General features: G+C 69.9%; 30 protein-coding genes. 7 read left to right on the forward strand and 23 right to left on the reverse strand.

What is annotated here, in order from left to right; all coding sequences use genetic code 11:
* Nucleotides 1-24 precede the first annotated feature (24 nt).
* Entirely contained in the window at nt 25-360 is a 336-nt protein-coding gene (locus AB0L64_RS23990) for an MmcQ/YjbR family DNA-binding protein (protein WP_359927508.1), read from the forward strand.
* Here AB0L64_RS23990 and AB0L64_RS23995 read toward each other — a convergent pair.
* Entirely contained in the window at nt 341-904 is a 564-nt protein-coding gene (locus AB0L64_RS23995; RefSeq protein ID WP_363713308.1) for a GNAT family N-acetyltransferase, read from the reverse strand. The two genes, AB0L64_RS23990 and AB0L64_RS23995, sit on opposite strands and share 20 nt — an antisense overlap.
* A gap of 233 nt (nt 905-1,137) precedes the next feature.
* Between AB0L64_RS23995 and groL the strand changes: the two genes are divergently transcribed.
* Nucleotides 1,138-2,763 (forward strand): chaperonin GroEL, encoded by a 1,626-nt coding sequence (groL, locus tag AB0L64_RS24000; protein ID WP_355699573.1) that lies wholly within the window; start codon nt 1,138-1,140, stop codon nt 2,761-2,763.
* 150 nt (nt 2,764-2,913) lie between these two features.
* Here groL and AB0L64_RS24005 read toward each other — a convergent pair whose 3' ends face one another.
* Nucleotides 2,914-3,861 (reverse strand): glycoside hydrolase family 6 protein, encoded by a 948-nt coding sequence (locus tag AB0L64_RS24005; protein WP_363713310.1) that lies wholly within the window; start codon nt 3,859-3,861, stop codon nt 2,914-2,916.
* Between the two features lie 55 nt (nt 3,862-3,916).
* Nucleotides 3,917-4,327: a ribonuclease domain-containing protein gene (locus AB0L64_RS24010; RefSeq protein ID WP_363713312.1), complete on the reverse strand. Its 411-nt coding sequence runs from the start codon at nt 4,325-4,327 to the stop codon at nt 3,917-3,919.
* Between the two features lie 215 nt (nt 4,328-4,542).
* Between AB0L64_RS24010 and AB0L64_RS24015 the strand changes: the two genes are divergently transcribed.
* A complete protein-coding gene (locus AB0L64_RS24015) occupies nt 4,543-5,475 on the forward strand; it encodes a GNAT family N-acetyltransferase (RefSeq protein WP_363713316.1) in 933 nt (310 codons plus the stop codon).
* Between the two features lie 81 nt (nt 5,476-5,556).
* A complete protein-coding gene (locus AB0L64_RS24020) occupies nt 5,557-6,018 on the forward strand; it encodes a hypothetical protein (protein WP_363713318.1) in 462 nt (153 codons plus the stop codon).
* Here AB0L64_RS24020 and AB0L64_RS24025 read toward each other — a convergent pair.
* From AB0L64_RS24025 to AB0L64_RS24080, 12 genes are all read right to left on the reverse strand, one after another.
* Nucleotides 6,015-6,755 carry an FHA domain-containing protein gene (locus tag AB0L64_RS24025; protein WP_363713320.1) on the reverse strand — a complete coding sequence of 247 codons (741 nt, stop codon included), beginning with the start codon at nt 6,753-6,755 and terminating at the stop codon, nt 6,015-6,017. The two genes, AB0L64_RS24020 and AB0L64_RS24025, sit on opposite strands and share 4 nt — an antisense overlap.
* Nucleotides 6,752-8,029, reverse strand: coding sequence for a VWA domain-containing protein (locus AB0L64_RS24030; RefSeq protein ID WP_363713322.1), 1,278 nt, complete (start codon nt 8,027-8,029; stop codon nt 6,752-6,754). The genes AB0L64_RS24025 and AB0L64_RS24030 overlap by 4 nt, the downstream gene beginning before the upstream one ends.
* Before the next feature lie 28 nt (nt 8,030-8,057).
* Nucleotides 8,058-9,113: a PP2C family serine/threonine-protein phosphatase gene (locus AB0L64_RS24035; protein ID WP_363713324.1), complete on the reverse strand. Its 1,056-nt coding sequence runs from the start codon at nt 9,111-9,113 to the stop codon at nt 8,058-8,060.
* On the reverse strand, nt 9,110-11,455 hold the full coding sequence (locus AB0L64_RS24040) for a tetratricopeptide repeat protein (RefSeq protein ID WP_363713326.1): 2,346 nt from the start codon (nt 11,453-11,455) through the stop codon (nt 9,110-9,112). Before AB0L64_RS24040 ends, AB0L64_RS24035 begins: the two co-directional genes overlap by 4 nt.
* Nucleotides 11,452-12,567, reverse strand: a complete 1,116-nt coding sequence (locus tag AB0L64_RS24045; protein ID WP_363713328.1) for a hypothetical protein — start codon at nt 12,565-12,567, stop codon at nt 11,452-11,454. The genes AB0L64_RS24040 and AB0L64_RS24045 overlap by 4 nt, the downstream gene beginning before the upstream one ends.
* Nucleotides 12,564-13,559 carry a glutamate ABC transporter substrate-binding protein gene (locus AB0L64_RS24050; protein WP_363713330.1) on the reverse strand — a complete coding sequence of 332 codons (996 nt, stop codon included), beginning with the start codon at nt 13,557-13,559 and terminating at the stop codon, nt 12,564-12,566. The genes AB0L64_RS24045 and AB0L64_RS24050 overlap by 4 nt, the downstream gene beginning before the upstream one ends.
* Nucleotides 13,556-14,887, reverse strand: coding sequence for a hypothetical protein (locus AB0L64_RS24055; RefSeq protein ID WP_363713331.1), 1,332 nt, complete (start codon nt 14,885-14,887; stop codon nt 13,556-13,558). The genes AB0L64_RS24050 and AB0L64_RS24055 overlap by 4 nt, the downstream gene beginning before the upstream one ends.
* Complete coding sequence (locus AB0L64_RS24060) at nt 14,884-16,383, reverse strand: AAA family ATPase (protein WP_363713333.1); 1,500 nt, start codon at nt 16,381-16,383, stop codon at nt 14,884-14,886. The genes AB0L64_RS24055 and AB0L64_RS24060 overlap by 4 nt, the downstream gene beginning before the upstream one ends.
* The gene (locus AB0L64_RS24065) at nt 16,380-16,958 is read right to left on the reverse strand and encodes a hypothetical protein (RefSeq protein WP_359927472.1); all 579 of its coding nucleotides are present in this window, start codon (nt 16,956-16,958) and stop codon (nt 16,380-16,382) included. Before AB0L64_RS24065 ends, AB0L64_RS24060 begins: the two co-directional genes overlap by 4 nt.
* A 37-nt stretch (nt 16,959-16,995) precedes the next feature.
* Nucleotides 16,996-18,270 carry a toxic anion resistance protein gene (locus AB0L64_RS24070; protein WP_363713335.1) on the reverse strand — a complete coding sequence of 425 codons (1,275 nt, stop codon included), beginning with the start codon at nt 18,268-18,270 and terminating at the stop codon, nt 16,996-16,998.
* A gap of 120 nt (nt 18,271-18,390) precedes the next feature.
* Nucleotides 18,391-18,846: a dihydrofolate reductase gene (locus AB0L64_RS24075; protein WP_363713337.1), complete on the reverse strand. Its 456-nt coding sequence runs from the start codon at nt 18,844-18,846 to the stop codon at nt 18,391-18,393.
* Complete coding sequence (locus AB0L64_RS24080; RefSeq protein ID WP_363713339.1) at nt 18,843-19,634, reverse strand: thymidylate synthase; 792 nt, start codon at nt 19,632-19,634, stop codon at nt 18,843-18,845. The genes AB0L64_RS24075 and AB0L64_RS24080 overlap by 4 nt, the downstream gene beginning before the upstream one ends.
* A gap of 33 nt (nt 19,635-19,667) precedes the next feature.
* On the opposite strand from AB0L64_RS24080, the gene AB0L64_RS24085 reads away from it, so the two are divergent.
* A complete protein-coding gene (locus AB0L64_RS24085; protein WP_363713341.1) occupies nt 19,668-20,345 on the forward strand; it encodes a peptidyl-tRNA hydrolase in 678 nt (225 codons plus the stop codon).
* Between the two features lie 5 nt (nt 20,346-20,350).
* Here AB0L64_RS24085 and AB0L64_RS24090 read toward each other — a convergent pair whose 3' ends face one another.
* Genes AB0L64_RS24090 through AB0L64_RS24105 form a run of 4 tightly spaced genes read right to left on the reverse strand, consistent with a single transcriptional unit; the run spans nt 20,351 to nt 22,338 of the window.
* A complete protein-coding gene (locus AB0L64_RS24090; RefSeq protein ID WP_363713343.1) occupies nt 20,351-20,938 on the reverse strand; it encodes a dihydrofolate reductase family protein in 588 nt (195 codons plus the stop codon).
* Nucleotides 20,938-21,537 (reverse strand): dihydrofolate reductase family protein, encoded by a 600-nt coding sequence (locus AB0L64_RS24095; protein ID WP_363713344.1) that lies wholly within the window; start codon nt 21,535-21,537, stop codon nt 20,938-20,940. Before AB0L64_RS24095 ends, AB0L64_RS24090 begins: the two co-directional genes overlap by 1 nt.
* A gap of 1 nt (nt 21,538) precedes the next feature.
* Nucleotides 21,539-22,009, reverse strand: a complete 471-nt coding sequence (locus tag AB0L64_RS24100; protein ID WP_363713346.1) for an SRPBCC domain-containing protein — start codon at nt 22,007-22,009, stop codon at nt 21,539-21,541.
* 2 nt (nt 22,010-22,011) lie between these two features.
* Nucleotides 22,012-22,338 carry a metalloregulator ArsR/SmtB family transcription factor gene (locus AB0L64_RS24105; protein WP_355482873.1) on the reverse strand — a complete coding sequence of 109 codons (327 nt, stop codon included), beginning with the start codon at nt 22,336-22,338 and terminating at the stop codon, nt 22,012-22,014.
* A 123-nt stretch (nt 22,339-22,461) separates the two neighbouring features.
* Here AB0L64_RS24105 and AB0L64_RS24110 point away from each other — a divergent pair, with 123 nt between their 5' ends.
* Together AB0L64_RS24110 and AB0L64_RS24115 are read left to right on the forward strand one after the other, a co-directional pair.
* On the forward strand, nt 22,462-22,686 hold the full coding sequence (locus AB0L64_RS24110; RefSeq protein ID WP_355699594.1) for a hypothetical protein: 225 nt from the start codon (nt 22,462-22,464) through the stop codon (nt 22,684-22,686).
* The gene (locus AB0L64_RS24115; protein ID WP_363713349.1) at nt 22,686-23,168 is read left to right on the forward strand and encodes a Clp protease N-terminal domain-containing protein; all 483 of its coding nucleotides are present in this window, start codon (nt 22,686-22,688) and stop codon (nt 23,166-23,168) included. The genes AB0L64_RS24110 and AB0L64_RS24115 overlap by 1 nt, the downstream gene beginning before the upstream one ends.
* 10 nt (nt 23,169-23,178) lie before the next feature.
* Here AB0L64_RS24115 and AB0L64_RS24120 read toward each other — a convergent pair whose 3' ends face one another.
* Genes AB0L64_RS24120 through AB0L64_RS24135 form a run of 4 tightly spaced genes read right to left on the reverse strand, consistent with a single transcriptional unit; the run spans nt 23,179 to nt 25,880 of the window.
* A complete protein-coding gene (locus AB0L64_RS24120) occupies nt 23,179-24,684 on the reverse strand; it encodes a multicopper oxidase domain-containing protein (RefSeq protein WP_363713351.1) in 1,506 nt (501 codons plus the stop codon).
* Complete coding sequence (locus tag AB0L64_RS24125) at nt 24,681-25,115, reverse strand: hypothetical protein (protein ID WP_363713353.1); 435 nt, start codon at nt 25,113-25,115, stop codon at nt 24,681-24,683. The genes AB0L64_RS24120 and AB0L64_RS24125 overlap by 4 nt, the downstream gene beginning before the upstream one ends.
* On the reverse strand, nt 25,112-25,477 hold the full coding sequence (locus AB0L64_RS24130; protein ID WP_363713355.1) for a hypothetical protein: 366 nt from the start codon (nt 25,475-25,477) through the stop codon (nt 25,112-25,114). The genes AB0L64_RS24125 and AB0L64_RS24130 overlap by 4 nt, the downstream gene beginning before the upstream one ends.
* A 58-nt stretch (nt 25,478-25,535) precedes the next feature.
* Nucleotides 25,536-25,880, reverse strand: a complete 345-nt coding sequence (locus tag AB0L64_RS24135) for a hypothetical protein (protein ID WP_355482883.1) — start codon at nt 25,878-25,880, stop codon at nt 25,536-25,538.
* Nucleotides 25,881-25,890 lie beyond the last annotated feature (10 nt).

Here is a 25,890-nt window from a genome sequence, read left to right on the forward strand (position 1 = left end):
TGCCGGCGTCTAGCGTCAGGGGGTATGGACGCGCAGGCGGTGGTGAAGGTGATGGCGGGGCTGCCGGGTGCCGAGGAGCAGGAGGGGTGGGCCGGGCAGCCGGTCTTCAAGGTGCGCAACAAGAGCTTCGCGTACCTGTCCGAGGACCAGACCCGGATGCACCTGAAGGCGCTCCGCGAGGAGCAGGAGGCACTGGTCGCCGAGAACCCGGAGGTCTACGAGGCTTCCTGGGAGGGCGGCCGGTTCGCCTGGATCCTGATCCAGCTGGACCTCGCCGACGAGGAAGAGCTGGCCGAGCTCATCACGGAGGCCTACCGCCTCACCGCCCCGAAGTACCTGGTCACCCAGCTGGACGCCTGACCAGGACCCACTGCGGGCTGGTGCGGCTGACCTCGGTGAAGCCGGCGTCGAGGTAGACGGACAGCGGGCCGCGGTACAGGTCGGCGGACGGTATGCGGCCGGCAGCCGTGGTGTCGACGGCACACGCCTCGACGCTGGGGGCGCCGTACGAGCGGGCCAGGTCGAGGGCACCGCGGACCAGTTCGCCCGCGATCCCCTTGCGGCGGTGGCCGACCGGTACGACGAAGCAGGTGATCACCCAGGCGTCCAGGTGGTCGGTGCGCCAGTTGGGCGAGGCGACCACCCGCGGGTACGACGTACGCGGCCCGACGGCGCACCAGCCGACCGGAGCGTCCCCGTCGTACGCAACGACACCGGGTGGTAACTCACCGTCACGGACCTGCGCGTGGAGGCCCTCCCGGTTGTCCGCGGGGCTGCTACCGGACCACGCTTTGCCGCGGAGGCGGAAGTACTGGCAGAAGCAGCGGGAAGGGTCGCCGCGCTCGCCCATCACCGTCGCGACGTCGGGCCAGGAGTCCGGGCCGGCCGGGCGTACGTTCACCATGGGCTCACCGTAGCCGGGGGCCGGCTTGCACTCGCTTGGGGCGAGTGCTAATACTTGGTTAGCACTCCATGGGTGAGAGTGATAAGAACTCGCGCTCGGTGGAGTGTGCAAGAAGACGGCCTCGATGAGGTGCCGGAGTGCGGCGGGACATGAGCGTCGCGGTGCCGGTGCCGTCCGTCGCGGGCATCGAGCCGGCTGGACCACAGAACTCGACGCGGGAGGACTCGCGGAGAATGCCCAAGCTGATTTCGTTCGATGAAGAGGCGCGCCGCGGCCTCGAGCGGGGAATGAACACCCTCGCCGACGCGGTCAAGGTGACGCTAGGCCCGAAGGGCCGCAACGTCGTGCTGGAGAAGAAGTGGGGCGCACCCACGATCACCAACGACGGCGTCTCCATCGCCAAGGAGATCGAGCTCGAGGACCCGTACGAGAAGATCGGGGCCGAGCTCGTCAAGGAAGTTGCCAAGAAGACCGACGACGTCGCGGGTGACGGCACGACGACCGCCACCGTGCTGGCCCAGGCTCTCGTCCGCGAGGGGCTGCGCAACGTCGCCGCCGGCGCCAACCCGATGGGCCTGAAGAAGGGCATCGAGAAGGCGACCGAGGCCGTCAGCGAGCAGCTGCTGTCGCTGGCCAAGGACGTCGAGACCCGGGAGCAGATCGCCTCGACCGCGTCGATCTCCGCCGCGGACACCCAGGTCGGCCAGATCATCGCCGAGGCGATGGACAAGGTCGGCAAGGAAGGCGTCATCACCGTCGAGGAGAGCAACACCTTCGGCCTCGAGCTCGAGCTCACCGAGGGCATGCGCTTCGACAAGGGCTACATCTCGCCGTACTTCGTGACCGACACCGACCGGATGGAGGCCGTCCTCGACGACCCGTACATCCTGGTCGTGAACAGCAAGATCGGCAGCATCAAGGACCTGGTCCCGGTGCTGGAGAAGGTCATGCAGACCGGCAAGCCGCTGGCGATCATCGCCGAGGACGTCGAGGGCGAGGCCCTGGCCACCCTGGTCGTCAACAAGATCAAGGGCACCTTCAAGGCCGTCGCCGTCAAGGCGCCGGGCTTCGGTGACCGCCGCAAGGCCATGCTCGTCGACATCGCCGTCCTCACCGGCGGCGAGGTGATCTCCGAGGAGGTCGGCCTCAAGCTCGACACCGTCGACCTGGAGCTGCTCGGCCAGGCCCGCAAGATCGTCGTCACCAAGGACGAGACGACCATCGTCGAGGGCTCGGGCGACGCCGACCAGATCACCGGCCGGGTCAACCAGATCCGCGCCGAGATCGAGAAGTCGGACTCCGACTACGACCGCGAGAAGCTGCAGGAGCGGCTGGCCAAGCTGGCCGGCGGCGTTGCGGTGATCAAGGTCGGCGCGGCCACCGAGGTCGAGCTGAAGGAGCGCAAGCACCGCATCGAGGACGCCGTTCGCAACGCGAAGGCGGCCGTCGAGGAGGGCATCGTCGCCGGTGGCGGCGTGGCGCTGCTGCAGGCGTCCGTGGTCGCGTTCGAGAAGCTGGAGCTCGAGGGTGACGAGGCGACCGGTGCGGAGATCGTGCGCAAGGCCGTCGAGGCGCCGCTGAAGCAGATCGCCGTGAACGCCGGCCTCGAGGGCGGCGTCGTGGTGGAGAAGGTCCGCAACCTCGAGCCGGGTCACGGTCTGAACGCCGCGACCGGTGAGTACGTCGACCTGATCGCCACCGGCATCATCGACCCGGCCAAGGTGACCCGGTCCGCGCTGCAGAACGCGGCGTCGATCGCGGCCCTGTTCCTCACCACCGAGGCCGTCATCGCCGACAAGCCGGAGAAGGCCGCGGCCGCTCCGGGCGGCGCGCCCGACATGGGCGGCATGGACTTCTGATCCCCTGAAGTCCGCACTGCACACGCAGTACCCCAGGAGGTCCCGGGCTCACGCTCGGGACCTCCTGCTGTTCCCGGCGACCTGAGACCAGAACCGGCGCCCTGGGACCTGGTATTTCAGGTCCCAGGACACCATTTCTGGTCTCAGCCTTCAGGTGCCGGTGATCAGGTGGTGGGCCAGTTGGGGGGAGAAGGTGCGGGTGGGGAGGTCCGGGGTGAGGCCGCAGGGGCCGTCGGATTCGCCGGGGGTGCGGAGCCAGAGGTGGAGGTCTACGGGGGCGGCGGTGCGGGCCGGGGGTGTGCCGAGTTTGCGGGACGGCGGGTTGCAGGAGCTGCCGTCGGAGCCGTTGAGGTTGCGGCTGGTGTCGACGACGTAGTGCGTGCCGCCGCCGAGCGCCTGCAGGATCTCGTTGCCGCGGGCTACCGACTGGTCGGTGGTGAAGTAGTTCGCGGTGTTCAGGGCGAACCCGCGGATCTTGCCGACATCCGCGAGCCGCAGCCGGCGGGCCATCTCCTTCGCCTCGCCGGACGTCCCGTTCCCGGCGTCGAGGTACGTCCAGGTGTTCGGGTTCTTCGCCGCGAAGACCCCGACGGCGTACTTCAGCAGGGCGATCCGCCCGTCCCACTCCGCCGGCGGGTAGCAGTCGAGTCGCGCCAGCGCGTCCGGTTCGAGCACCACCACCGCGGGCCGTGCCCCGACACCGGCCGACACGGCCGCGATCCACGTCCGGTACGCCGCGTCCGACGCGGCCCCGCCGCCGATCCCGCACTGGCGCCCCGGCAGGTTGTCCGTCACCAGCACCGGTAGTTTTCCGGCCTTGTCCGCGGCCGTCGTGTACGCCGTGACGCCCGCCTTCACGTCGCCGCTCCACGCGCCGACCCATCGCGCCGACGCCTGCGCGGCGATCTTCGACGCGAGCTCGGTGTCCTCCGGGTGCCGTCGTACGTAGGCCGCCGCGGACGAGGCCGGGTCGACGTAGAACCCGGTGGTCAGCCGCAGCGGATCACCGGTCGCTTCGGCCCGCCCGGACTCGGGCGGACCGAAGGCGAGCAGCGCGGCGGTCAGCAACAGGGCGGTCGTGAAACGCAGAGTCGGCATCGGTGAAGGACCCTCCTGATCACTCAAAGTGCCGACGACATTACTCGCAGACAGCTCAACTGTTCTCGTCGACCTCGCAGAACGAGGAGTAGTGGTCGGCGGTGTAGTAGACGTAATCGGGCGTGGTCTTGGCGCCGCCGCCGACCAGCCGGCGGGCACCGCGGTCGGGGGAGCCCGGCGTGATCACGGTGTACTCGTGGTAGTAGCCGCTCGACTCCGACGGCAGGATGCCCTCCCGGTTCGAGAAGACGGTGCCGTCCTGGTCGTACGGGAACGGTCCGCCGGAGTGGATCAGGTCGAGGGTGTCCGAGGCCTCGGGCGGCAGCGAACTCAAGGCACAGGTGTCGATCGCGGCCGGCGAGCTGACGACGGACACGGCAGCGGTAGCGGGGGCTGAGGCGGCGTAGGCCGTGGAGCCGAAGACAACGGTGGTTGCCAGGGTCACGGCGGCGATGAGGGTTCTCATGTCCGGAGGCTTCCCGTGGGCAGCGGCCTCGGTACATCCCAGCTGTGAATAACAGGTGGACTATGACCCCGTCGTACCTCTAGAGTCTGGCGCGGCGAGAGAGATTCCGGAGTGGAAGGAGCGACCGATGAACACACTGACTTGTTTCCCGGCGCGCCCGATCCACTCGCACAGCTCGCACTGAGCGGAACAGCGCGCCTCCTGCTGGAGGATCTGTGACCATCCGCACCACCGTCGAGGCCGACCTCGACACCATCCTTGCTCTGATCGAGCAGCAGTCCGTCAACACCGTCACCCTCGACCGCTACCGCGAATACGTTGCCGCGGGCTACTACCAGCACGACTGGAACTGGGTCGTCGAGGAGGACGGCACGATCCAGGCCCTGGCGATCTGGTGGGGCCTCCCGGGCGAGACCCACCCGTACAGCATCGACGGCCTCTACTACGCCGGCGACGGCGACCCGGTCCCGGTGTGGACCGAACTGCTGAAGAACGCCGTCGCGTCCCGCCCGGCCGACGCCGAGCCGCCGGAGTACCACTTCTTCCTGGACAGCGACTGGCAGGACCAGCCGGACGTCGTCGCGGCGCTGGAGACGCGGGCCCGTGCGGCCGCGGCGGTCGGCATGAGCAACGTCACCGACCGGCTGCGGTACGAGTGGAAGCCGGCGTACGGCCTGCCGGAGCGCTCCACCCGGCTCACGTTCGGGCCGGCCGACGACGAGGCGTTCGTCGACGTGTTCGTGCGCGTCAGCCAGGGCAGCCTGGACGCCGCGACCGCGCGGGAGATCGCGCGGCTGGGCGCCGAGGGCGCGGCCCGGGAAGAGGTCGCGATGTACAAGTCGATGCCGGGCGACCGGGACCTGTGGCGGCTGGCGTTCGACGGCGACGGTGACCTGGTCGGCTTCGCGCTGCCGACGGCGAACGCGGGCGGGCCGGTCGTCGGGTACCTCGGCGTCGTCCCCGAGCATCGCGGCAAGGGACTGAGCGACGACCTGCTGGCCGAGATCACGCACCTTCTCGCGGAGACCGGCGCCGAGCAGATCCGGGCCGACACGGACTTCGGCAACATCCCGATGGCGAAGAGCTTCGATCGCCAGGGATACCGGAACTTCGCGGTCCGCCGCGTGCTGTCGTTCCCGGAGAACTAGGCCCTGTCCGGCTTGAGGTACTGACGCGCCACGCCCGGATCCCTATGCTCCCTGACATGTCAGAGAGCTCCGGGGGAGCCGATGCGTGACATCGCGTTGATCCTGCATGTCCTGGCGGGGGTTGTTGCCGTCCTGTTCGGCCCGTTGGCGATCGTGTTCACACTGCGCCGCCGCGGGCTGAACTGGGCCGGCGAGGTGTACCACTGGGCGATCGCACTGGTCTGCCTGACCGCGCTGGTGATGGTGCCGTACGACTGGGCGCGGCTCTGGTACTTCTGGCCGATCACGATCGCGTCGTACCTGTTCGTGTACGTCGGCCAGCGCGCGGCCGAGGCGCCCGGCGGACTCTGGTACCGCGGCGTGCTGCGCGGGTACGGCGGCGGCTGGGTTGCACTGTGGACGGCGATCGCGGTGGTCTCGCTGCCGCACCAGTGGTGGGCGTGGCTGATCCCGATCGTGATCGGCTCGCCGGTGATCGAGTGGCTGTGCTTCAACCCGGCGCCGAGCTGGACCCAGCAGGCCCAGCCCGGCCACACCAGCTAGGCCTGGCCGGCCTGCTCCTCCGGCGTCGCCTTGCGGACCACGAGGCGGGTCCAGGCGCCGACGTAGATGCGGTCGTCCGGGTTCAGCTCCTGGCGCTGGCCCGGGATGATCGGCGTCTCCGGGAGCGGCCCGGCCGCGGAAGCGACGTACGTGCCGTTGGAGGACTGCAGGTCCTCGACCCACCAGCGCTGGCCGTCCGTGGTCAGCTGCGCCTGTCGGCGGCTGACGCCGGTGTCGTCGCCGCAGTCGATCTCAGGTGAGATGCCGCGGCTCTTGGACGGCCGGCCGATCAGCAGGCTCTTGTCGGTCAGCGGGATCACGGCCGGCAGACCTGGTGACGGACACGGGTCGTCGCTCTGCTGTACGGCGTACCAGTCGGGGTCGACCCAACGCTCGACGACCCACTCGGCCACCGCGGCGGGCGCCGGCGGGGGCGGCGGACTCGCCGGGTCCGGGCCCAGGTCGAGCGAGGACGCCGGCCGCGGCATCGTCCCGGTGGTGAAGTCGTAACCGCAGCTCTCACAGAACAGCGCGTCGGCTGCGGCCGGCTCGGAGCAGTTCGGGCAGGTCTGGCCCGCCGGTGCCGGAGCCGGCGTAGCAGCCGGGCCGGGCGCCGCGACGGCCGGAGCCGGGGTGCCGGCCGCTGCCGGAGTCGCGGCGGCGCCGATCGGCAGGCCGCAGACGTCGCAGTAGTCGGTCGACGTGGAAGGGTGTCCGCTCGGACAGTTCACGGTCATTTCCGCACCCGGGTGGTCTTGGTGGAGGCTGTGTCGAGCGCCATCTCGTCGGCCTTCTCGACCGTGCGCTTGAGCCGCACCGTACCCGTTTCCTGGTCATCGATATCCACAACCTTGCGCAACCGAGTGGTCGCTTCCTCATTGCCGGTCGCCGCGGCGAGCTGCACGGCCCGGCCGAGCTTGGTGGTCGCGGTCGCGGTGTCACCCGCGGCCTTGGCGGCCAGGCCGTCCTGGATCGCCTGCGCCAGCTCGGTCTGTCCGGTGTAGTGCGCGACCTCCGGGCTGATCCGGGTGGTGAGCGCCTCGTCCGCGGACCACAGCGCCTTCACCAGGCCCTGGGCGACCGTGTCGTCGCCGAGCACCAGTTGCACGCGCGCGGCGAGCTGCTCCTGCCCGACCGCCTTCGCGGCCAGCCGGATCGCCACGTGGTAGTCGCGGGACTCGTCGCCCCACGAGCCGGTCGGGTACGACCCGGTCAGCGGGTTCACCGCCGTACGGCGCGACGTCAGGTCCTCGACCGTCGGCGCGACCTGCCGGACGAACAGCACCTCGGCGCCCTGCGGCGCCCAGACCCGCAGATCGGCCTGCGCGACACCGCGGCTCATCGCGTTCTGGATGATCTTGGCGAACTCGGCGGCCAGCTGGTCCGGCGCCGGGATGATGTCGACGGTGCCGAGCAGCGCCTGCGCGATCCGCCGTACCTCGTCGACCTGCCAGGCCACCCCGACGCCGCGGGCGTCGCACTGGAACTGGCCGGTGACCGACGTGATCGCCTGGGTCAGCGCCTCCGGGGTCTCGTGCTGGTTCTCGCCGTCGGTCAGCAGGAGCGCGTGCTTCTGCGACAGCGACGGCACGGTGGCGAACACCCGCGAGGCCAGCCGCAGCCAGGTGCCCATCGCGGTCCCGCCGTCGGCGTAGAACCGGGACACGGCGTCCTTGGCGGCCTGCCGGGTGTACGGGTCCATCTTGACCATCACCGGCTCCGCGGACGGCGGGAACGCCAGCTGCGCGCGGTCGTTGCCGGAGATCACCGCGAACCAGACGCCGTCGAGGATCTGGTCGAGCGCGGTCTGCGCGGCGTACGCGGCGGCCTGGACACCGTCGCGGCCCATCGAGCCGGAGGTGTCGACGATGATGATCTCACCCGCGTCGCCGCTGCCGGACTGTCCCGCGGCGCCGGCACCGGTGCAGTTCACCGTGACGATGGCGTGCACGTCGGTCCCGCCGTCGGGCAGGAACTCGTTCTGGTAAACGGTGGCGGTGAAGTCGGCCATCTCGGTCCTCTCCTTAGGTCCGCGCCGGTCAGAGACGCGCGAGCGCGACGGTGATGTTGTCCTGGCCGCCCTGGGCGTTGGCCCAGTCAACCAGGGCGGACGCGGTGGCCTTCGGCTCGCCTCCGTGGTCCGCAGCTGTCTGACGTACGAGGTCGGCCAGCGGTGCCGCCTCGGAACAGTAGTTCCACAGGCCGTCCGAGCACACCAGCAGCCAGCCCGGCCCGGTCACGTGCAGCGTCGTGGTCCGCGGCGTGTGGTCCGGCGCGTCCTTGCCGAGCCAGCGGGTGATCGCGTGCGCGTGCGGGCCGGACTCGGCCTCCTCGCGCGACACCCCGGTGGCGATCAGCTCGGCCGCCCACGAGTCGTCAACGGTCAGCGCGATCGGCTCGGCCGTGTCCGGGAACCAGTACGCCCGGCTGTCGCCGACGTTGCCCGCCACGAGCAGCCCGTTCTCCAGGACGGCGGCCACGAACGTGCAGGACGCCGGGTTCGGGCTGTCCGGACTGGTGTTGTCGAGTACGGCGTCACTCGCCACGTCGGCCGCCGCCTTCAGCCGGGCCGCGACCGCGCCGGCCCGGGAGGTCTCGGTGCCGAGGCCCTGCGCGTGGCCGGCCTCCAGCACGTCACGCGCCGCCCGAGCGGCCGCGAGCGAGGCGACATCGGAGTCGAGCGACGAGCTGACGCCGTCGCAGACCACCAGCAGCGCCCGGCTGCCCGGCTCCGCGTCCGCTGCGATGGCCATCGCGTCCTCGTTGCGGCTGTGCCGGATACCGCGGTCGCACACCCCGGCCACCCACGGAGCGGGCTGCTCCTCGAAGTGGTCCCGCGGCTTGGCGGCCTTGGTGCCGCACGTCTCGCAGTAGCCGTCCGCGCCGATGGTGCCGCCGCACGACCTGCAAGGACCCACCGCCTCCACGACGGCGGCGGTGATCTCCACTGTCGGCTCGGTGTCGGTGTCCAGCGCCGGGGAGGTCGGAGCAGCGGCCCCCGGCTTCAGCTCGGTGCCGCAGGCTTCGCAGAACAGGTCGGCCTCGGCCACCGGCCCGCCGCAGTTGGGGCAGACCGTGTCGGTCGAACTCGTCATCGCAACGTCCATCCTCGAACCTCGTTCGCCCAGTCGACCAGGACGATTCGTTCCGTCCGGGTCGGGGCCTGGTCGGCCAGAAACCGGTACGTCGCCTCGAGGCCGTCCCGCAGGGAAGACTCGGTCGCCGCGCGGCCGTCGATCCGGAGCGCTTCCTGTGGACCGGACTGCTGGACCTCGGTCAGCGCCGTCCGGAACACGTCCGCGGCCAGGTTGGCCCGGTCGACCGGGTCGATGGTCAGCGTCGCGATGCTGTCCATCGCCTGGGCGAGCGCGGGAAGGCCACGCCCCGATCCTGCCAGCAGACCGGCTCGCTGGCGACGAGCCCGCACGTACGCGCCGCTGGTGCGGGGCACCAGATCGAGCGCGGCGAGCGCGCCGTCCACGTCACCGCGCGAGGTCCGGATGTCGGTCAGACCGAACGCGGACGGGGCGATGTAGTTGGCGTCGGTGCGTGCACAGGTCAGGTAGAGGCCCTCGGCAACGTCGAACTCGCCGCTGTGCTCACAGGCGATTGCCAGGGCCAGCTTCGGCGCCAGCTCACCCGGCACCTGGCCGTACACGGCGTTGAACGCGGACTGAGCGCCGGCGGAGTCACCACGGGCCAGTGCGACCAGTCCGGCCATCCAGACCGCTCGCCACTCCCACGGGTCGGCGTTGAGCAGGTCGGCCACCGCGGTGTCGACCATGTCGTAGCGGTCCGGCCCGACCTCCAGCGCCGCTTCTGCGATCTCCAGCAGCGTCTGCGGCGACTGCTCCGGCGCGTCGATGAGCAGCTCGAGCCGCTTGGCCGAGTCCGGCACACTGACCGTCTTCAGCCAGCCCGCCATCTTGTCGCTGTCGTCCGGCGCCAGCGACGGCAGCTGCTGCCAGGGCTGTGCTGCGTCGCCCAGTCCGACCGACTTGTCGCCCGGCGTACCGAACAGGAGCGACGAGGCCGAGTGCTGCGCGGCCTTGACGCCCTGCTTGTCGGCCACCACCTCACGCAGTACGCCGAGCAGCTGCACGCGGAATTCGTCCGCGGACTGGAAGCGGTCCGCCGGGTCCTTCGCACACGCCTTGGCCAGCAGGCGATACACCGAGTCGTACTTCTGGAACAGCGGTACGTCGCTGACCGGCGGCAGCGTGTCGACGTACCGGCTCTGGTAGCCGCGGAACTCCATCGCCAGCACGCACAGCGTCCGGCCGAGCGTGTAGATGTCGGAGGCGATCGACGGGCCGACCTCGGCCACCTCGGGTGCCTGGAAGCCGACCGTGCCGTAGATCGCCGAGTCCAGGTCGTCGATCCGCCGGACACCGCCGAGGTCGATCAGCTTGACCGCGTCACCGACCTGGATGATGTTGTCCGGCTTGAAGTCGCAGTACACCAGGCCGAGGTCGTGCAGGTACGAGAACGCCGGCAGGATCTCCAGCAGGTACGCGATCGCCTGGTCGATCGGCAGCGCGTCGTACTGGCCGTTGTTGGCGGCCATCCGCTGCTTGAGCAGGGTCTTCAGCGAGGTGCCGCCGACGTACTCCATCACGATGTAGCCGGCTCCGTCGTGGGTGACGAAGTTGTAGATCTCGACGATCAGCGGGTGCTCGACCCGGGCCAGGAACGTCTGCTCGGCGATCGCCGCCGCCACCGCGTCCGGGTCCTCGGAGTTCAGCAGGCCCTTGAGCACGACCCAGCGGTCCGAGACGTTCTTGTCCCGGGCGAGGTAGATCCAGCCGAAACCGCCGTGCGCCAGACAGCCGGCCACCTCGTACTGGTCGTTGACCAGCTCGCCCGGCTGCAGCTTCGGCGAGAACGAGAACCGGTTGCGGCACTTCGGGCAGAAGCCCTCGGTGCGGCCCGGCTGCCCGTTGCGGGAGCGGCCGACCGGGTTGCCGCAGTTCGGGCAGTTCCGGCGGTCCTCCGGGACCATCGGGTTGGCCAGGATCGCCTTGCTCGCGTCGATCGCCGGGATCGACGGGACGTGCGTCAGTCCGGCGCCGAGCCGCGCCCCGCGCAGCCGGGTGGACGACGTGCCGAGCTTGCGGGTCAGCTTGGAACCGGCCTGCGCCGCCCGCGCCGAGCCGAGCGGCGTCGAGGCCAGGCGGTTGGAAGCGCGCGAGACGGTCGACACCGTGCTGATCGGATCCGGGTCGGCCGCCGTACCGCCGTCCGGCGCGGGCGAGCCGCACACGTCGCAGTAGCCGTCGACGTAGGTGCCGGTGCAGCCGGGCTCGGTGCACTTGCCGGTCGCGGGGGCCGCGGCGGGTGCGCTCGCTGCCTTGCTCGGCGCGGCGGGGGAGCCGCAGACGTCGCAGTACCCGTCCACGATGGAGCCGGTGCAGCCCGGCTGGGTGCAGGTCGTCATTTCGTTCCTTCCAGGTAGGCCTGGTAGGCCGCTACCAGTGCAGCGAGGCGAGGCAGGTCGACCGGCTCGTTCTCGATCGCCGCTCGGCCGCGCCGGTACAGCTCGCCGAGATCTTCGTTGCCCGGAGCAACACTTGCCGCCTTCACCTGATACGCGTCCAGCAGTTGGGCCAGCTCGTCGCGGCGTTGCAGCGCGCCGCCGTACGCCGCCTGTGCCTGGCCGAGCGCCCGCCGGACGGCGTCCAGCCGGGTCAGGTACTTCTCCAGCTCGGCCGGGGTGTTCGGCACCGGTCCGAGTGCGGTCACGTCGGGTACGGCGAGGCGCGGGGCGGGACTGACCGTCGCGACCGCCTTGTCCGCGAGCGCGCGGACCGCCGTACCCTGCGCCTCGAGCTCACCGCGGAGCGTGCGGGCCCGCGCGACGTCGGCGGCGCGCTCCTTGCGGGTGGCGGCGCCGACGATCAGGTCGCGTTCGACCTTCGCGGCGTCCATCTCGAACGGGCCGATCAGCCCGCCGATGTCCGCGCCGCGCTTGTTGCGGTCGGCAAGATCCGTGAGCCGCCGGTCCAGGTCGTGGTGCTTCGCGAGCGCGTCGTTGCGGGTGTTGGCCGGCTCCAGCTTGACCAGGTCGCTGATCCGCTCGACCTGCGCGCGCAACTGCCGCAGCCGGGCCGCCAGGTCGGCGTCGCCCGGCTCGAGCGCGAGCTTGGCGCGCAGCGTCGCCGCCAGCGCGTCCGACAGCTTGCAGGCCTCAGGCAACGAAACCGCCAGCGACCCGCCCGCACCGCCGGCATCCAGCCCGCCCCAGATCAGCGCCGAGATCTGCTCGGTCTCCTTGACCCCGACCCGCCCCGAGTCCCAGGTCACCAGAATCAACTCGTATCGATCCGAGACCGCCTTCCAGACCGTCATGCTGAGCACCACATCCGCACTCAGCGCATCGGCCTCGGCGGAGTGCAAGGCAGCCTGATCCAGCTCGTCCAGCTCAGCCTTCCGCCGATCCCGCCACTCCCCGAGCGCCCCCAAGAAGACAAGCAACTCCGCCGCCGGAACACCGCTCCCCATCTTCCCCGGCGGCACAGGCGCCGACACGATCGGCGTACGAACGGTCATTGGTGCACCGGAACACGGCCGTACAGAGCGACCGGCGGCTTAGGTGCCTCACCAAGCGCTGCTTTGAACCACCTGTCGTATGACGTCTTCCACCGACCGTCGTCCTTCATCTGCTGCAAGACGACGTTCACGAACCTGACGAACTCCGGGTGCGTCAGCGCGATGCCCAGCCCGTACGGCTCATCGCTGAACCGCTCCGGAAGGACCTTGGCGTACGGATCCTGGGCGACGTCGCCGGCCAGGACGGTGTCGTCCCCGCTGATGCCCTGCGCCTTGCCCTGCTGGAAAAGGACCAGACAACCGGTGTCGGTATTGGCGGTGATCGGCTTGACGGCCGGATTCTTCTTCTTGAGATTCTCCAGGCTGGTCGAACCGGCCGGTGCACAGATCGTCTGGCCGGACAGGTCGTCGGTCGTCTTCGCCGTCGAGTCACTCTGTACCAGCGTCTTCTGACCGGAGCGGTAGTACTCCGCGGAGAACGCGATGTCGTTCCAGCGATCGCAGTTGATGGTCATGTTGCGGGCGACGATGTCGACCGGGTTCTTGGTGTCGCGCAGCGACGGGATCCGCGCCGGGCTGGAGATCACGCGCAGCTCGACCCGGCTCGGGTTCGTCGTGGCATCGGGGAAGATGCCTTCGGCAACAGCCTGGATCATGTCGATGTCGAAACCCTGGATCTTGCCGCTGATCGGGTCGCGATAGCCCAGGTTGAAGCTGTCCGCGGAGACCCCGGCGATCAACCGGCCCCGCTTCTTGATCTCCGCCATCCAGGAGCCGGCAGGCATCACGCCACCCGGTGCCGGGGTCTCGGCGTTCGGTGCGTACGACGCCAGCGCGTTCAGGCCGTCCGCGCACGGCCTGGGGGGCTTGGGTGTCGTCGAGGTGGCCGGCGGTGTCTCTTTCACCGGAAGCTGGGTGGCGGCGTAGTTGCCGGTGCCGCAGGCGGTGAGGAGTAGGGCGGTGGTGGCGGCGATCGGGATCAGTTTCTTCATCGGTAGTCCTCCAGGCGCTGCGACATGCCCCAGGCGACCAGCAGCGCGGCGACGATACCGATCGGTATCCCGAGCCACCCGATGGGAGGCAGGCCGTCGCGGGCGTCGGTCAGGTCGCCGGCGACGGCGTCGCTGCTCGCGGTCAGTTGTTGCGACGAGGAAGCGTCGAAGGCGGCGAACGTCTGCGCCGAGTCGTTGGTGCCGGCCTTCTCGCCGCCGACGGCCATCACGACTGCGCCGTCCCAGTTGCCGCTGGAGTCGGCCTCGCGGACCTTGCTGTGCACCTGCTTGTACTCGGCCCAGGCCTGCTGGAGGCCGTCGGTGGTGCCGGACGACTTGCCCAGCTGGTTGTCGACCTCCGCGGCGGCGGTGTTGTACGCCTTGTCGAAGGCGTCGCCGGAGCCGCGGGCGATGAGGGTGAGGCTTTCGTTGGAGCGGGCGTCGTACGCGGCGATGCGGGCTCGGGAGAGCGCGAGTGTGCGTTCGTACTCGGAGTTGCGGGTGTCCTTCGCGGCACCGGAGGCGCTCGCGAGGGAGACGCCGCCGATGACCGTGGTCAGCAGGACGAGGGCGGCGCCGGCCGCGATCGGGAGGTTGAGGTAGCGGTGCGTACGGCGCGCCAGCCAGCGCAGGGTGATCACGAAGACCACCAGGCTGAGGAGGCCGCCGACGAGGATCCAGATGGTGCCCTTGCTGATGCCGTCGAACTCGGTGTCGACGCGCTTCTCGTTCGCCTCGACCAGCGCCTTGACCAGCGGGAGCGAGTCGTCCTGGAGTACCGAGTTCGCGTCCTTCAGGTACTGCGAGCCGATCGGGAGGCCCTGGCGGTTGTTGGCGCGGGCCTGTTCGATCAGGCCCTCGTAGGTGATCAGCGTCTTGTTCAGCGCGCCGAGTACCTCGCGGTCCGCGGGCTGTGCGCTCGCGGCGTCGGCGATCAGCCCGGCGGCCGCGGCCATCGAGTTGACGAAGTGCGCCCGCTGTTCGGGCGGCTCGAGTCCACCGACCAGGAACGCGTTGGTCGCGTCGGCGTTCGCGCTGACCAGGTTGGTGTGGATCGCCTGGATGCGGACGAGCTGGGCGGTGTTCGCCTGCGCGCGCTCGAGGGAGCCGTCGGACTGGCTGAATCCCTGCGCTGCTGCGAGCCCGAACACCACGCTCATCGCGGCGGCGAGGATCAGGAACGCGCGCATCCGGCCCGGCGTACCTTCGAACCACTGCGCGACCGCGCCGCGTGGACCGGCGCTCTGGGCGTTCGGCGCCTGCCCGGCCGCACCCTGCGGCGGGGCCGCCGCCACACTCGGGGGCGGCGCACTCTGCGTCTGGGTCACGCCTGTTCTCCTCGTTCGCTCTGCTCCGTCTGCAAACCCTCGGCCGGCGTACCCGGCCCGGCCTCCGCAGCCTCAGCCTGCCCGGCCTCACCCTGCGCAGCCTTACCCTGTGCCGGCTTGCCCTGCTGCGGCTCGTCCGCCGGTGCCGGCTGTTCTGGCTGCTCTGCCTCGTCGGTCAGGTCGGCGGCAATGATCTGACGCAGCTCGTCCCTGGTCGGTGCCTTGACGTCCCGGAGGCGCCAGGCCTGGCGGCCGATGGCGGCTTCCAGGATGTTGCGGGCGAAGCGCCCGTTGCCGAAGGAGCTGTCTCGTGGGGTGACCGCGAGGATCTCGTGGAACTCGTCGACCGCCTCCGGCACCAGCTCGTAGTCGGCGGCCTCGGCGAGCCCGGTGAGGATGTCGGTGAGCTCGTCGTCGCTGTAGTTCTCGAACTCGATGGTGGTCCGGAACCGGCTCGCCAGCCCGGGGTTCGCGGCGATGAACACTTCCATCGGTTCGGGGTACCCGGCAACGATCACGACCAGGTCGTCGCGCCGGTCCTCCATCTCCTTCACGAGCGTGTCGACAGCTTCCCGCCCGTACTGGTCGGCGCCCAGGTCACCGGCGGTCAGGCTGTACGCCTCGTCGATGAACAGCACGCCGCCGGCGGCCGAGGCGACCACCTCGGCCGTCTTCGTCGCGGTCTGCCCGAGGTACCCGGCGACGAGCTCGGACCGGTCGACCTCGACCAGCTGCCCCTTCGACAGCAGGCCGAGTGCCTTGTAGATCCCGCTCACCAGCCGCGCGACGGTCGTCTTCCCGGTCCCTGGATTCCCCACGAAGACCAGGTGCCGCGTGATCGTCGGACTCTTCAGCCCCGCCTCGGTTCGCAGCTTCTCGACCCGCAGTACGGCGACCTGCCGGTGCACCTCCTGCTTGACCCGGGCCAGCCCGGTCAGCTCGTCGAGCTCCGCCAGCAGCTCCTCGACCGTCTTCACCGGAGCAACGTCCTCCGCCGCCTTCGGAGCCGCCGCGGCCGCCTCGGTCGTGCCGGCTGCGGCAGCTGGTGCGTCCGCGGTCGGCGGCACCTGCACAGGTCCATGTCCGACCTGTAGCGGCCGCGCGCCCGCCGCCTGCAGTTGTGCAGCAGCCGCGACCGACGCATTGCCCACGACCCGCATCGTCGGTTCACCCAACGTGCAGGCAGCGGAGGCCACCTCCGCGAGCGCCTCGGCGTACGCCGACTTCTCGGACGAACCGCTAGCGATCAGCTCGGTGAGTACGGCGGTGGGAGCGCCCCGCCAGCGACGGCCGCGAACGGCGGCGTCGAAGAAGTCCTGCGTCGTTCCGCCCGGGACCGCCTTGGCCCAATCCGCAGAAGCGCCCGGCGCCGACTCGGCCAGGGCCGCGGCGAGCGTCAGCGCCTCGCTGCGGGCGGTGTCTTCGGCGACGCCGGCCCGGCCCGCCACGGTGAGGAGCGCGGACAGCGCCTCCTGAAGTCCCCCCGCGCCGCTCATGACCCTCCTCGTCCAGGTGGTGGTGCCAACGGTCCCGCCCCGGGATCGGGTGGCGGGGTCGACGCGGTCGGTCCGAGGGCCAGTCCGCCGCCGGTGGAGCCGGTGCCGAACTTCTCCTGCAGGAACCTGCCGTGGGCGATCAGGGCCGCCGCGTCGGCGCGGTTCACCGCGTCGAAGACCTTGTCCATCGTCGCGGCCAAGAGGTCCAACTGGTCGATCAGGATCATCAGCGACGTCTTGCCGCGGTCCACCGGGCGGGTGTCGGCCCACTGCCGCGGCAGCCGCAGGTACCCGCCGATCGCCTCCGGCAGGTAGTCCGTCGCGGTCGCCATCACCGAGTACGCCTGCACGCTGCCGCCCAGGTTGCCGAGCCGCGGGATCGTCTCCCGGACGACGCGCACCACCCGTGCGACGCGGGACGCCACCACAGCCGGTACGGCGCCGCCCGCGACCAGCTGCTCGACCCGGACCAGCGCCGCCAGCAGGTCGTCGTTCGTCGGCGGCCCGGGAACCGGCGCAGGCTCGGGCTCCTCCTTGCGACCGGTCAGCCGCGCGAAGAAGTCACCCAGAGCCAACGCCGTACCCCCTTACTTCCTGTTGCTTTCCAGTGACTCAGCGACCGAGGTTGAGGTCGAGGCTGCCGTGCACGACCTGCTGGTTCTGCTGGGCGACCCGGTCCAGGTACGAACGGGACTTGGTCACCTCGGTCTCCAGCGTGCCGATCGTCGCGGCCATGTTGTCCAGGGCCTCCACCTTGAAGGTGTCGATCGCGTCCATGGTCGCGTAGATGTTCGCGAACGCGGCCTGCAGCTGCGGCAGCCCGATGGTCGCCGACGCGGCCTGCTGCTGGATCGCCACCGAGTTGTCCTTCAGCATCTGCGAGGTGCGCTCGATCATGCCGCTGGTGGTGGTGTTCAGCGCGGTGATCTGGTCGAGCACGAGTTTCTGGTTGCCGAGCGCCTGCGCGACGATGACCGCCGTACGCAGCGCCGACACGGTGGTCGTGGACGCCCGGTCGACGCCCTTGATCAGCTCGATGTTGTTCTTGATCACGATGTCGATCGCCAGGTAGTTCTGGATCGACACGGCGAGCTGAGTGAGCAGGTCCTGGTGTTTCTGCCGGACGTAGAACAGCACGTCCTCGCGGAACGCCTTCGCCTTGTCCGGGTTGGTCGCCTCCAGCTCCGCGATCGCCGCGGACAGCCGCGCGTCGAGGCGCTCGGCGACGTACACGTACTGGTTCAGCCGGGTCATCGCGTCCCAGAGCTGCTGCTTCTCCAGGTTCAGCGCGGCGTTGTCCTTGCCGAGCTCGTCCTGGCCGTTGCGCAGGCTGTGCAGGATGCCCTCGAGGTGACTCTGCGCGGTCTGGTACTTGCGGAAGTAGTCCTCGATCTTGTCCCCGAACGGGATCATCCCGAGGAACTTCTTCACCCCGGTGGCTTCCTTCGGGTCCAGCTCCTCGACCGTACGGCGCAGCTCGAGCAGGGTCTTGCCGACCGTCGACCCCTCCGACAGGCCGCCCTCCTGCAGCGCCCGGACCGGCGACTGCAGCAGCCGGTTCGAGCTCTCGGCCGCGGCGCGGATGTCGACGTCACCCATGCTGCGCACGTCGCCGGCCTTCGCCGCGAACTCCGGCGACCGCGGCTCGGCCGCCATCAACGCGGTCAGGAACGTGTCCACCTTGCTGTCCAGCCCCGGCAACGCGGCCGGGTCGACAGCCGGCGCCATGCTCGGCGCCGCAGTGGCCGCAACAGGCTGTGACGGCGGCGGGGCGGTCAGTATCAACCCCGGCGCGGTCGCGGTCGGCGGCTGCAGCGGCATCGCCGCCTGCGCTGCGGGCTGCGCACCCGTGGCGCCTCCACCTGCTGCGTTGTCTGCTTCGGTCATCGTCGTTCCCCTCCGGTGGCCTCCGCGAGGCGTCCCCTCGCCGCGCGCTTTCTCCTCCGTGACGCGCGCCCAATCTAGTCGGTTCCGGGTCCCCGCGGGCGGCCCGTTGCCTACTCGTTGTTAGCTGCGGCGGTAACCAACGAAGGAGAAGCCGTCGTGCGTCGCGCGGGCGGTCTCGCTCCAGTCGGCCTGAGCGATCTCCGGGAACGTGACGTCGCCGTCGGGTGACTGGTCGACCTCGGTGAGTTCGAGGGCGTCGGCGTGCGGGAGGGCCTGGCGGTAGATCTCGCCGCCGCCGGCGACGTACAGGGTGCCGTCGTACTTCAGGGCGTCGTCGAGGGAATGGACGACGTCGACGCCGTTGGCGGACCAGTCGTGTTGCCGGGTGACGACGACGGTACGGCGGCCCGGAAGCGGGCGGCCGATCGAATCGTAGGTCTTGCGGCCCATGACGAGGGTGTGACCGAGAGTGAGCTGCTTGAACCGCTGCAGGTCTTCGCGGATCCGCCAGGGCAGGTCGTTGTCCCGGCCGATCACACCGTTCCGTCCGACGGCCGCGATCAGGATGATCGTCATACGGCGATCGGGGCCTTGATGCCAGGATGCGGGTCGTAGCCGACCAGTTCGACGTCGGCGATCTCGTAGCCGTCGATCGAGTCCCGGCGGTTGAGCTTCAGGGTCGGCAGCGGCCGCGGCTCGCGGGTGAGCTGCAGGCGGGCCTGGTCGAGGTGGTTCAGGTACAGGTGGGCGTCGCCCAGCGTGTGCACGAAGTCGCCGGCCTCGAGACCGGTCTGCTGCGCGACCATGTGGGTGAGCAGCGCGTACGACGCGATGTTGAACGGCACGCCCAGGAAGATGTCGGCCGACCGCTGGTACAGCTGGCAGGACAGCCGGCCGTCCGCGACGTAGAACTGGAACATGGTGTGACACGGCGGCAACGCCATGTCGTCCACGTCGGCCACGTTCCACGCGCTGACGATGTGCCGGCGGGAGTCCGGGTTCTTCTTGATCGACTCGATCAGCTTCGCGATCTGGTCGACGTGCCGCCCGTCCGGCGTCGGCCAGGAACGCCACTGGTAGCCGTACACCGGGCCGAGCTCACCGTTCTCGTCGGCCCACTCGTCCCAGATCGAGATGTTGTTCTCGTGCAGCCACTTGATGTTGGTCGAGCCGCTCAGGAACCAGATCAGCTCTCCGATGACGGACCGCAGATGCAGCTTCTTCGTGGTCACCGCGGGGAAGCCCTGGCGGAGGTCGTACCGCGACTGGTACCCGAACACACTCAACGTGCCCGTCCCGGTCCGGTCCCCCTTCGCGGTCCCGTTCTCCAGCACGTGCCTCAACAGATCCAGGTACTGCTGCATGGGGCCAACCTACAGCCCTGGCAGACTCGCGGCGTGGAACAGGTGCTGACGCTCGTGGTGCGCGTCGAGAAGAAGGCCCGGCCGGCGCAGACCGATGCGCTGGAGACGGCGGCGCGGGCGGTGCTCGCGATGCTGGCCGACGAGCGGTCGTACGGCGAGGGGGAGTGGGCGGAGGCGATGGCGGCCTGGCAGGACAACCGCATCCGCAAGATCACCAAGCGTGCCCGCGGGATCGAGTGGCGCCGGGCCGAGGCGCTGCCGGGGATCACCGTCCATGGGTACGGCACCGGCGCCGAGCCCGAGTCCGCGGCGGCCGAGGTTCGGGTGTTTCCGCCGACCGGGGTGGACGAGGTGCCGGTTGACCTGTTCAAGCTTCAGGTGACTGGTACCGACTTCGAGGACTCCGGTGAGCTGCCGCCGGTCGCGGCCGGCGTGCCCGTGCTGTGGGTGAATCCGGCGTTGGAGATGTCGAGTGGGAAGGCGATGGCGCAGGTCGGCCATGCTGCTCAGCTCGCTTGGTGGGCGTTGCCGGCGCAGGCGCGGAAGGAGTGGGTGGCAACCGACTTCGAGCTCGCCGTTCGTACGGCGACCCCGGAGCACTGGCGAACGCTGCTCACCAGCAACCTCCCGGTGGTGCAGGACGCCGGCTTCACCGAGATCGCCCCTGGCTCCCGCACCGTCATCGCCGACCACCCTCAACTCCGGCGGTAACCCTTCTACCGGGCGACGCGGTAGTGGAGGTGGGTGACGCGGTCGCCTTGGACCACGCGAGGGTTGTCCAGCAGGATTTGCGGGCCCACGTAGTCGCCGAAGAACTTGATGCCGGTGCCGAAGACGACCGGGACGACGTTGTAGGCGATCTCGTCGACGAGCCCGGCCGCCAGGGCCTGGCCGGTGAGGTTTCCGCCAGTGACTGCTACGTCGTGGTCGCCGGCGTGTTCCTTGGCGCGGGCTATCGCCTCCTCGATGCCGTTGACGAACGTGAACGGGGCGTCGGGGAACGGCCATTCGGCCGGCGGCTGGTGGGTGACGACGAAGACGTGGTCACCCACCGAGGGCACGCCGTCCCAGCCGTTGGTGATGTCGAACAGCCGCCGCCCGATCACGCAGGACCGTACGTTCGGCCAGGTGGAGTTGATGTAGTCGGCACTCGCCTGGCTGAGGTGGAAGGGTCGTCCGGGGTCCGTCCCGTACACCTCGACAGGCCCGTTGTTGTACCAGTCGAACAGCGGCCCGACCGCGTCCTCGGTGTCCGCGACGAAACCGTCCAGCGAGACGACCGCCGTAGCGATGACGCTGCCCATTACCTCACCACCCGGTACGTGAGGTGCTGCGCGGCCGGCGTCGACACGGCCTCGATCAACTCCAGCGCGTACGCCGGTGCGTTCTCGACAGGGAACAGCCGGGTCCCGCCACCGAGCACGACAGGCGCCAGGTGCAACCGCAGTACGTCGGCCAGCCCTTCCGCGAGCACCTCGTGGCAGATCTGCCCGCCGCCCATCACGTACACATCCTTGCCGCCGGCAACCTCCTTGCCCTGGGCGACCGCCGCGGCCGGACTGCCGACGAAACGGAACCGGTCGCCCAGCCGGGGATTGGCCGGCGGCGTGTGGGTGACCACGAAGACCGGCGGGTTGACCTCGCCGGTCGGCTTCGCGCCGTACCCCATCTCGTCGCTCCACCCGTCCGGGGCGTCGATGACGTCGAAGAGGTTCCGGCCCTGGACGACCGCTCCGCTCGCGTCGAAGGCGGCGTCGAGGACGGCGCGGTCCGCGTCGGTGCCGTGAAAGACCCAGTCGTGCAGGGCCTCGCCGCCGTCGCCGAGCCCGTTGCCGACGCCGGCGTTGGGCCCGGTGACGTAGCCGTCCAGCGACACCGAGATGTCGACGACGACCTGGCTCATGTCAGCCCTCCTTCGCAACCAGCTCGGCCAGGCGGTCCATCGAGTCCTCGATGCCGTTGGCCATGCCGTACTCGATCGACTGGTCGCGGGCCTCGACCGACGGGAACACCGACCGCTGGTGCAGCCGGACGCCCTTCTCGGTGGGCTCCAGCGTCATCTTCTCGATGCACACCTCGCCCGGCGCGCCCTCCCACTCGAACGTCTGGATGACCAGCTTGTCCGGCTCGACGGTGTGGAAGACGCCGCGGAACGCGTACTCGCCGGACTGGTCCTTGTGGATGTAGCGGTACTTGCCGCCGGTGCGGACGTCGTACTCCTCGATGGTCGCGTCGAGGTTGCGCGGGCCGAGCCACTGGGCGACCAGGTCGCGGTCGGACATCACCCGGAACAGCTGCGCCGGCGTCGCGGCGAACTCGCGGGTGACCTCGACGAACGGGGTGCCGGCCGGGGTGTTGATCGTGGTGCCGTTCATGGTTACTGCTCCTTGTCCAGTAATGCTTCCATCCGGCGGAAGCGGCGTTCGGTCTCGAGCCGGTACTCGTCGATCCAGCTCGTCAGTGCTTCGAGGGCGGCCGGCACCAGGTGGCACGGGCGGCGCTGGCCGTCCCGGGTCCGGGTGATCAGCCCGGCGGCCTCGAGCACCTGGATGTGCCGCGACACCGCCTGCTTGGTGATCGGGAACGGGTCGGCCAGCTCGTTCACCGTGGCCGGTCCGCGCGACAGCCGCGCGATCATCGCCCGTCGGACCGGGTCGGCCAGTGCCGCGAACGCCCGGTCGAGCTGATCGTCGTCAACCATCATCTTTATCAACCATTCCCTTGATCAACTGATGCGTTGAATATAGTCAGGCGCTGAGGCGTCGTCAACCCGTCGATTCGAGCAACTTTGGTTGACAACCTGAAGATGTCAACCTAGGTTGCTTAGATGACCGAGTTGGTGGATCCCGAGGACCCCGCGGCCGGCCTGGCCGCGGTGGTGGCGCTGCGCCGGCTGGCCGACCGGCTGGAGGACAGCCAGGTGGAGCGCGCGATGCGGGCCGGCTGGAGCTGGTCCGACGTGGCCGAGGTGCTGGGGGTCACCCGGCAGGCCGTGCACAAGAAACACGCCCGGCGGCTGGTCGCCGCCGGCGTCGCCCTGAGGAGGCGCTGATGCCGTCCGATGTTCGTTCGATCCTGGTGCGGTCCGCGCGCGACGAGGCGCGCCGCGACGGCTCCCGCAGCATCGAGGCCGAGCATGTGCTGCTCGCGCTCGCACGCCGCGACGAGACCACGGCCGCGCAGATGCTCGCCGAGGCCGGGCTGACCGAAGGCGCGATCCGCGACGCGCTGAACCGTGAGTGGGAGCAGAGCCTGGCGGTCGCCGGGATCGCCGTCCGGATCGGTTTGTTGCCCGAGGCAGCGCCGGACCCGGATCGGCACCCGCAGATCGGCGAGTCCACGAAGCTGCTGCTCAAGCGCGCGATGGACGCACCGCCGAAGATCGGTGGCGGCGGCATGGGACCGATGCGGATGCTGGTCGGCATCCTCGACACCGAGCGCGGCCGCGTGGCCCGCGCCTTCACCGCGGCCGGCGTCGACCGCGCCGCCCTCCGTGCCCGAGCTGTCACGGCCTTGGCCGCCGGCACTCGCTGATCCGGCGTGCCTAGATCGTCTCGAAGGCCGCCATCATGGCCATGTCCTCGTGTTCGAGGTTGTGGCAGTGGATCAGGTACTTGCCCTTGTGGGCCGTGAACCTGACGAGCACCTCGACGACCTCGGCCGGGCGGATGTCGACGGTGTCCTTCCAGCCGCGGTCGTACGCCGAGATCTTGCCGCCGCCGCGGCTCAGGACCTGGAACGGCGCGAGGTGGACGTGCACCGGATGATGGACATCGGTGACGAACGACCAGATCTCGTCCTGGTCCAGCTTCACCTGCGCCTGCATCACCGCCGGATCGAAACCCTTCCCGTTGATCGTCCAGCCGCGGTGATCGCCGGCGCTCCCGCGCCGGAACCGCCACTCGCGCCGTACGACGCCCTTCGGCCGCGGAGCCGCAGCGTACGACGAGAGCGTCGCCGGGATCCTCGTGTCGTCCGGCGCCTTGCGAGCGATCTTGAAGCGCAACACGTTCGCGTTGCCGTCGAGCTTGTTGACGACCGTGACCTCGTCGCCCGGCTGGTACTGGGAGAAGTCCACGATCACGTCGAACCGCTCGGCGGGCGCGATCACCAGCGTCTTGTGCTCGACCGGCCTGTCGAGCAGTCCGCCGTCGCTGCCGATCTGCACGAACGTCGCCGGGCCCTTGTCGAGAGCGAGCTCGTACCGGCGGGCGTTGCTCGCGTTCAGGATGCGGAAGCGGTACCGGGCCGCGTCCACCTCGTGCACCGGCCACGGCGCGCCGTTCACCAGCGTGACGTCGGCGACGACACCTTCCATGTACGCCGACTCGACGCCGGGGCCGTCCTTCGCGGCCGGGTACAGGAACGACCCGTCCGCGTCGAACGCGCGGTCCGCGATCACCAGCGGGATCTCCCGATCGCCCTTCGGCAGCGGAAGATTCTCCTCCTCGTCGTCGCGGATGATGTGCAGGCCGAACAGGCCGCGGTACACCTGCGGTGCGGTGTAGTCCATCGTGTGGTCGTGGTACCAGAGCGTCGCGGCGCGCTGCGTGTTCGGGTACGTGTAGGTGCGCTTGCCCATCGCCATGTCGCCGCCGGACATGTGGTGTCCGCCGTGCTGACCGTTCGCGGGCATGATCAGGTCGAGCGGCCAGCCGTCGCTCGGCGCGGGTGTGTGGCCGCCGTGCAGATGCACCACGGTCGACACGTCCAGCTCGTTGACCTGCTCGACCACGGTGGTCCGCCCGCTCCGCACGTCGAAGGTGGGGCCGGGGAGCAGGCCGTCGTACCCCATCACCTCGGTCTTGAGACCGGGCAGGATCTCCAGGCTCGCCTTGCGCTGGACGACCCGGTAGTAGTCGGCCTTCGCGTCCGACCGGGTCGGCTTCTTGACCGGTGGGACCGGCAGCGATACCTGGAACGGAGCAGGGAGTTTCGCCTTGCTGCGCAGGAGTTCTCCGGCCTGCGCGGGCTTGGCCTCCTGGCCGCAGGCGGTGAGAACCACGGCGCCGCCCGTGGCGGCCAGAAGTCCTCGGCGGGAGAGCCTCATCGTTTCGCCTCCTGGCGGCTCAGACGTGCGGTGCGGCGGAACGACCAGACGGTCATCCAGCAGACGGTGCCGACGATCGCGGTGCCGAGCGGGACGTGGACGGCGAAGTTCTGCAGATAGCCGAAGGTGAGCTGGACGATCTCGGCGACGACCAGGACCACGGAGATCAGGGCCGGCCAGATCCGGCCGCGGCTGCCGATCGCGTAGCAGACGGCCGCGACCGTCTGGAGCAGCGCGATCATCCAGATGGTGCCGCCGAGCACGCTGTGCACGTTCGTCATCGCATCGACGTTGCCGGCCAGGAAGTACCCGGCCGCGATCGGCTGCGCGATCACGAACGCGGTGTGCAGCAGCAGGCTGGCGCGCAGCACCTGCAGGCTGACGCGCGGCCGTCGTACCTTGGCAGCCGGCTGGGGCTCGAGGGTGATCACGCGGCGACCGCCTGACGCCTGCCGACCCGGAGCGCGAAGGCGACCGAGACCACGACCAGCGCGATGCCCAGCGGGACGTGGATCGCCAGCTGGCGGCCGTACCCCATCGCGACCTGGACGACCTCGCCGGCCACGATCAGCAGACTCACCGCCGGCGCGGTCCGGTCGCCGCCGGCCCGCCACCAGATCGTTGCCAGCAGCAACTGCGCGAGCCCGAGGAAGACCAGCGCCAGGCCGATCGGTTCGTGCAGGCGCAGGCCGGACGGCGAGCCGTTCAGGTACACACCCGCGAACACCGGTTGCAGGCAGATCGCCAGCGCATGCACCGCGGCCGTCACGCGGAGCGCGTTCAACACCTTCATGTAGACAGACAATAGTAGCCTGGCTACATGTAGAGCAATCAGGTATTACCCCGAGGGGTCAGGTGAGGTGCCCCAGGGGTGCGACGGTGATGCCGGCCCGCTCGCAGACCCAGTGCGGGTCGGGGCCGAGCTCGGGCTCGATGCGGAGCTCGTGGTCATGCAGGTCGTCGCAGGCCGTGCAGCGCGGCCAGCGGACGCCTGAGTCGACCAGGCGGTCCTGGACGTCCTGCGCCACCAGGCCCGCGATGTGCTCGGCGCCGTCGGGCCACTGGTCCAGCCACCACTGACGACCGGCGACGGCGTCCTCGAGCAAGGACACCATCACCGCGTCGTCGAAGCCGCGCGCGGCGAGGTCGTGGAGCACCATCGCCCGCGCGGTCAGCAACACCCCTGGCTCGTTCATCGCCCTTCAG

Source organism: Kribbella sp. NPDC051936 (assembly GCF_040680955.1).
Classification (GTDB): domain Bacteria; phylum Actinomycetota; class Actinomycetes; order Propionibacteriales; family Kribbellaceae; genus Kribbella.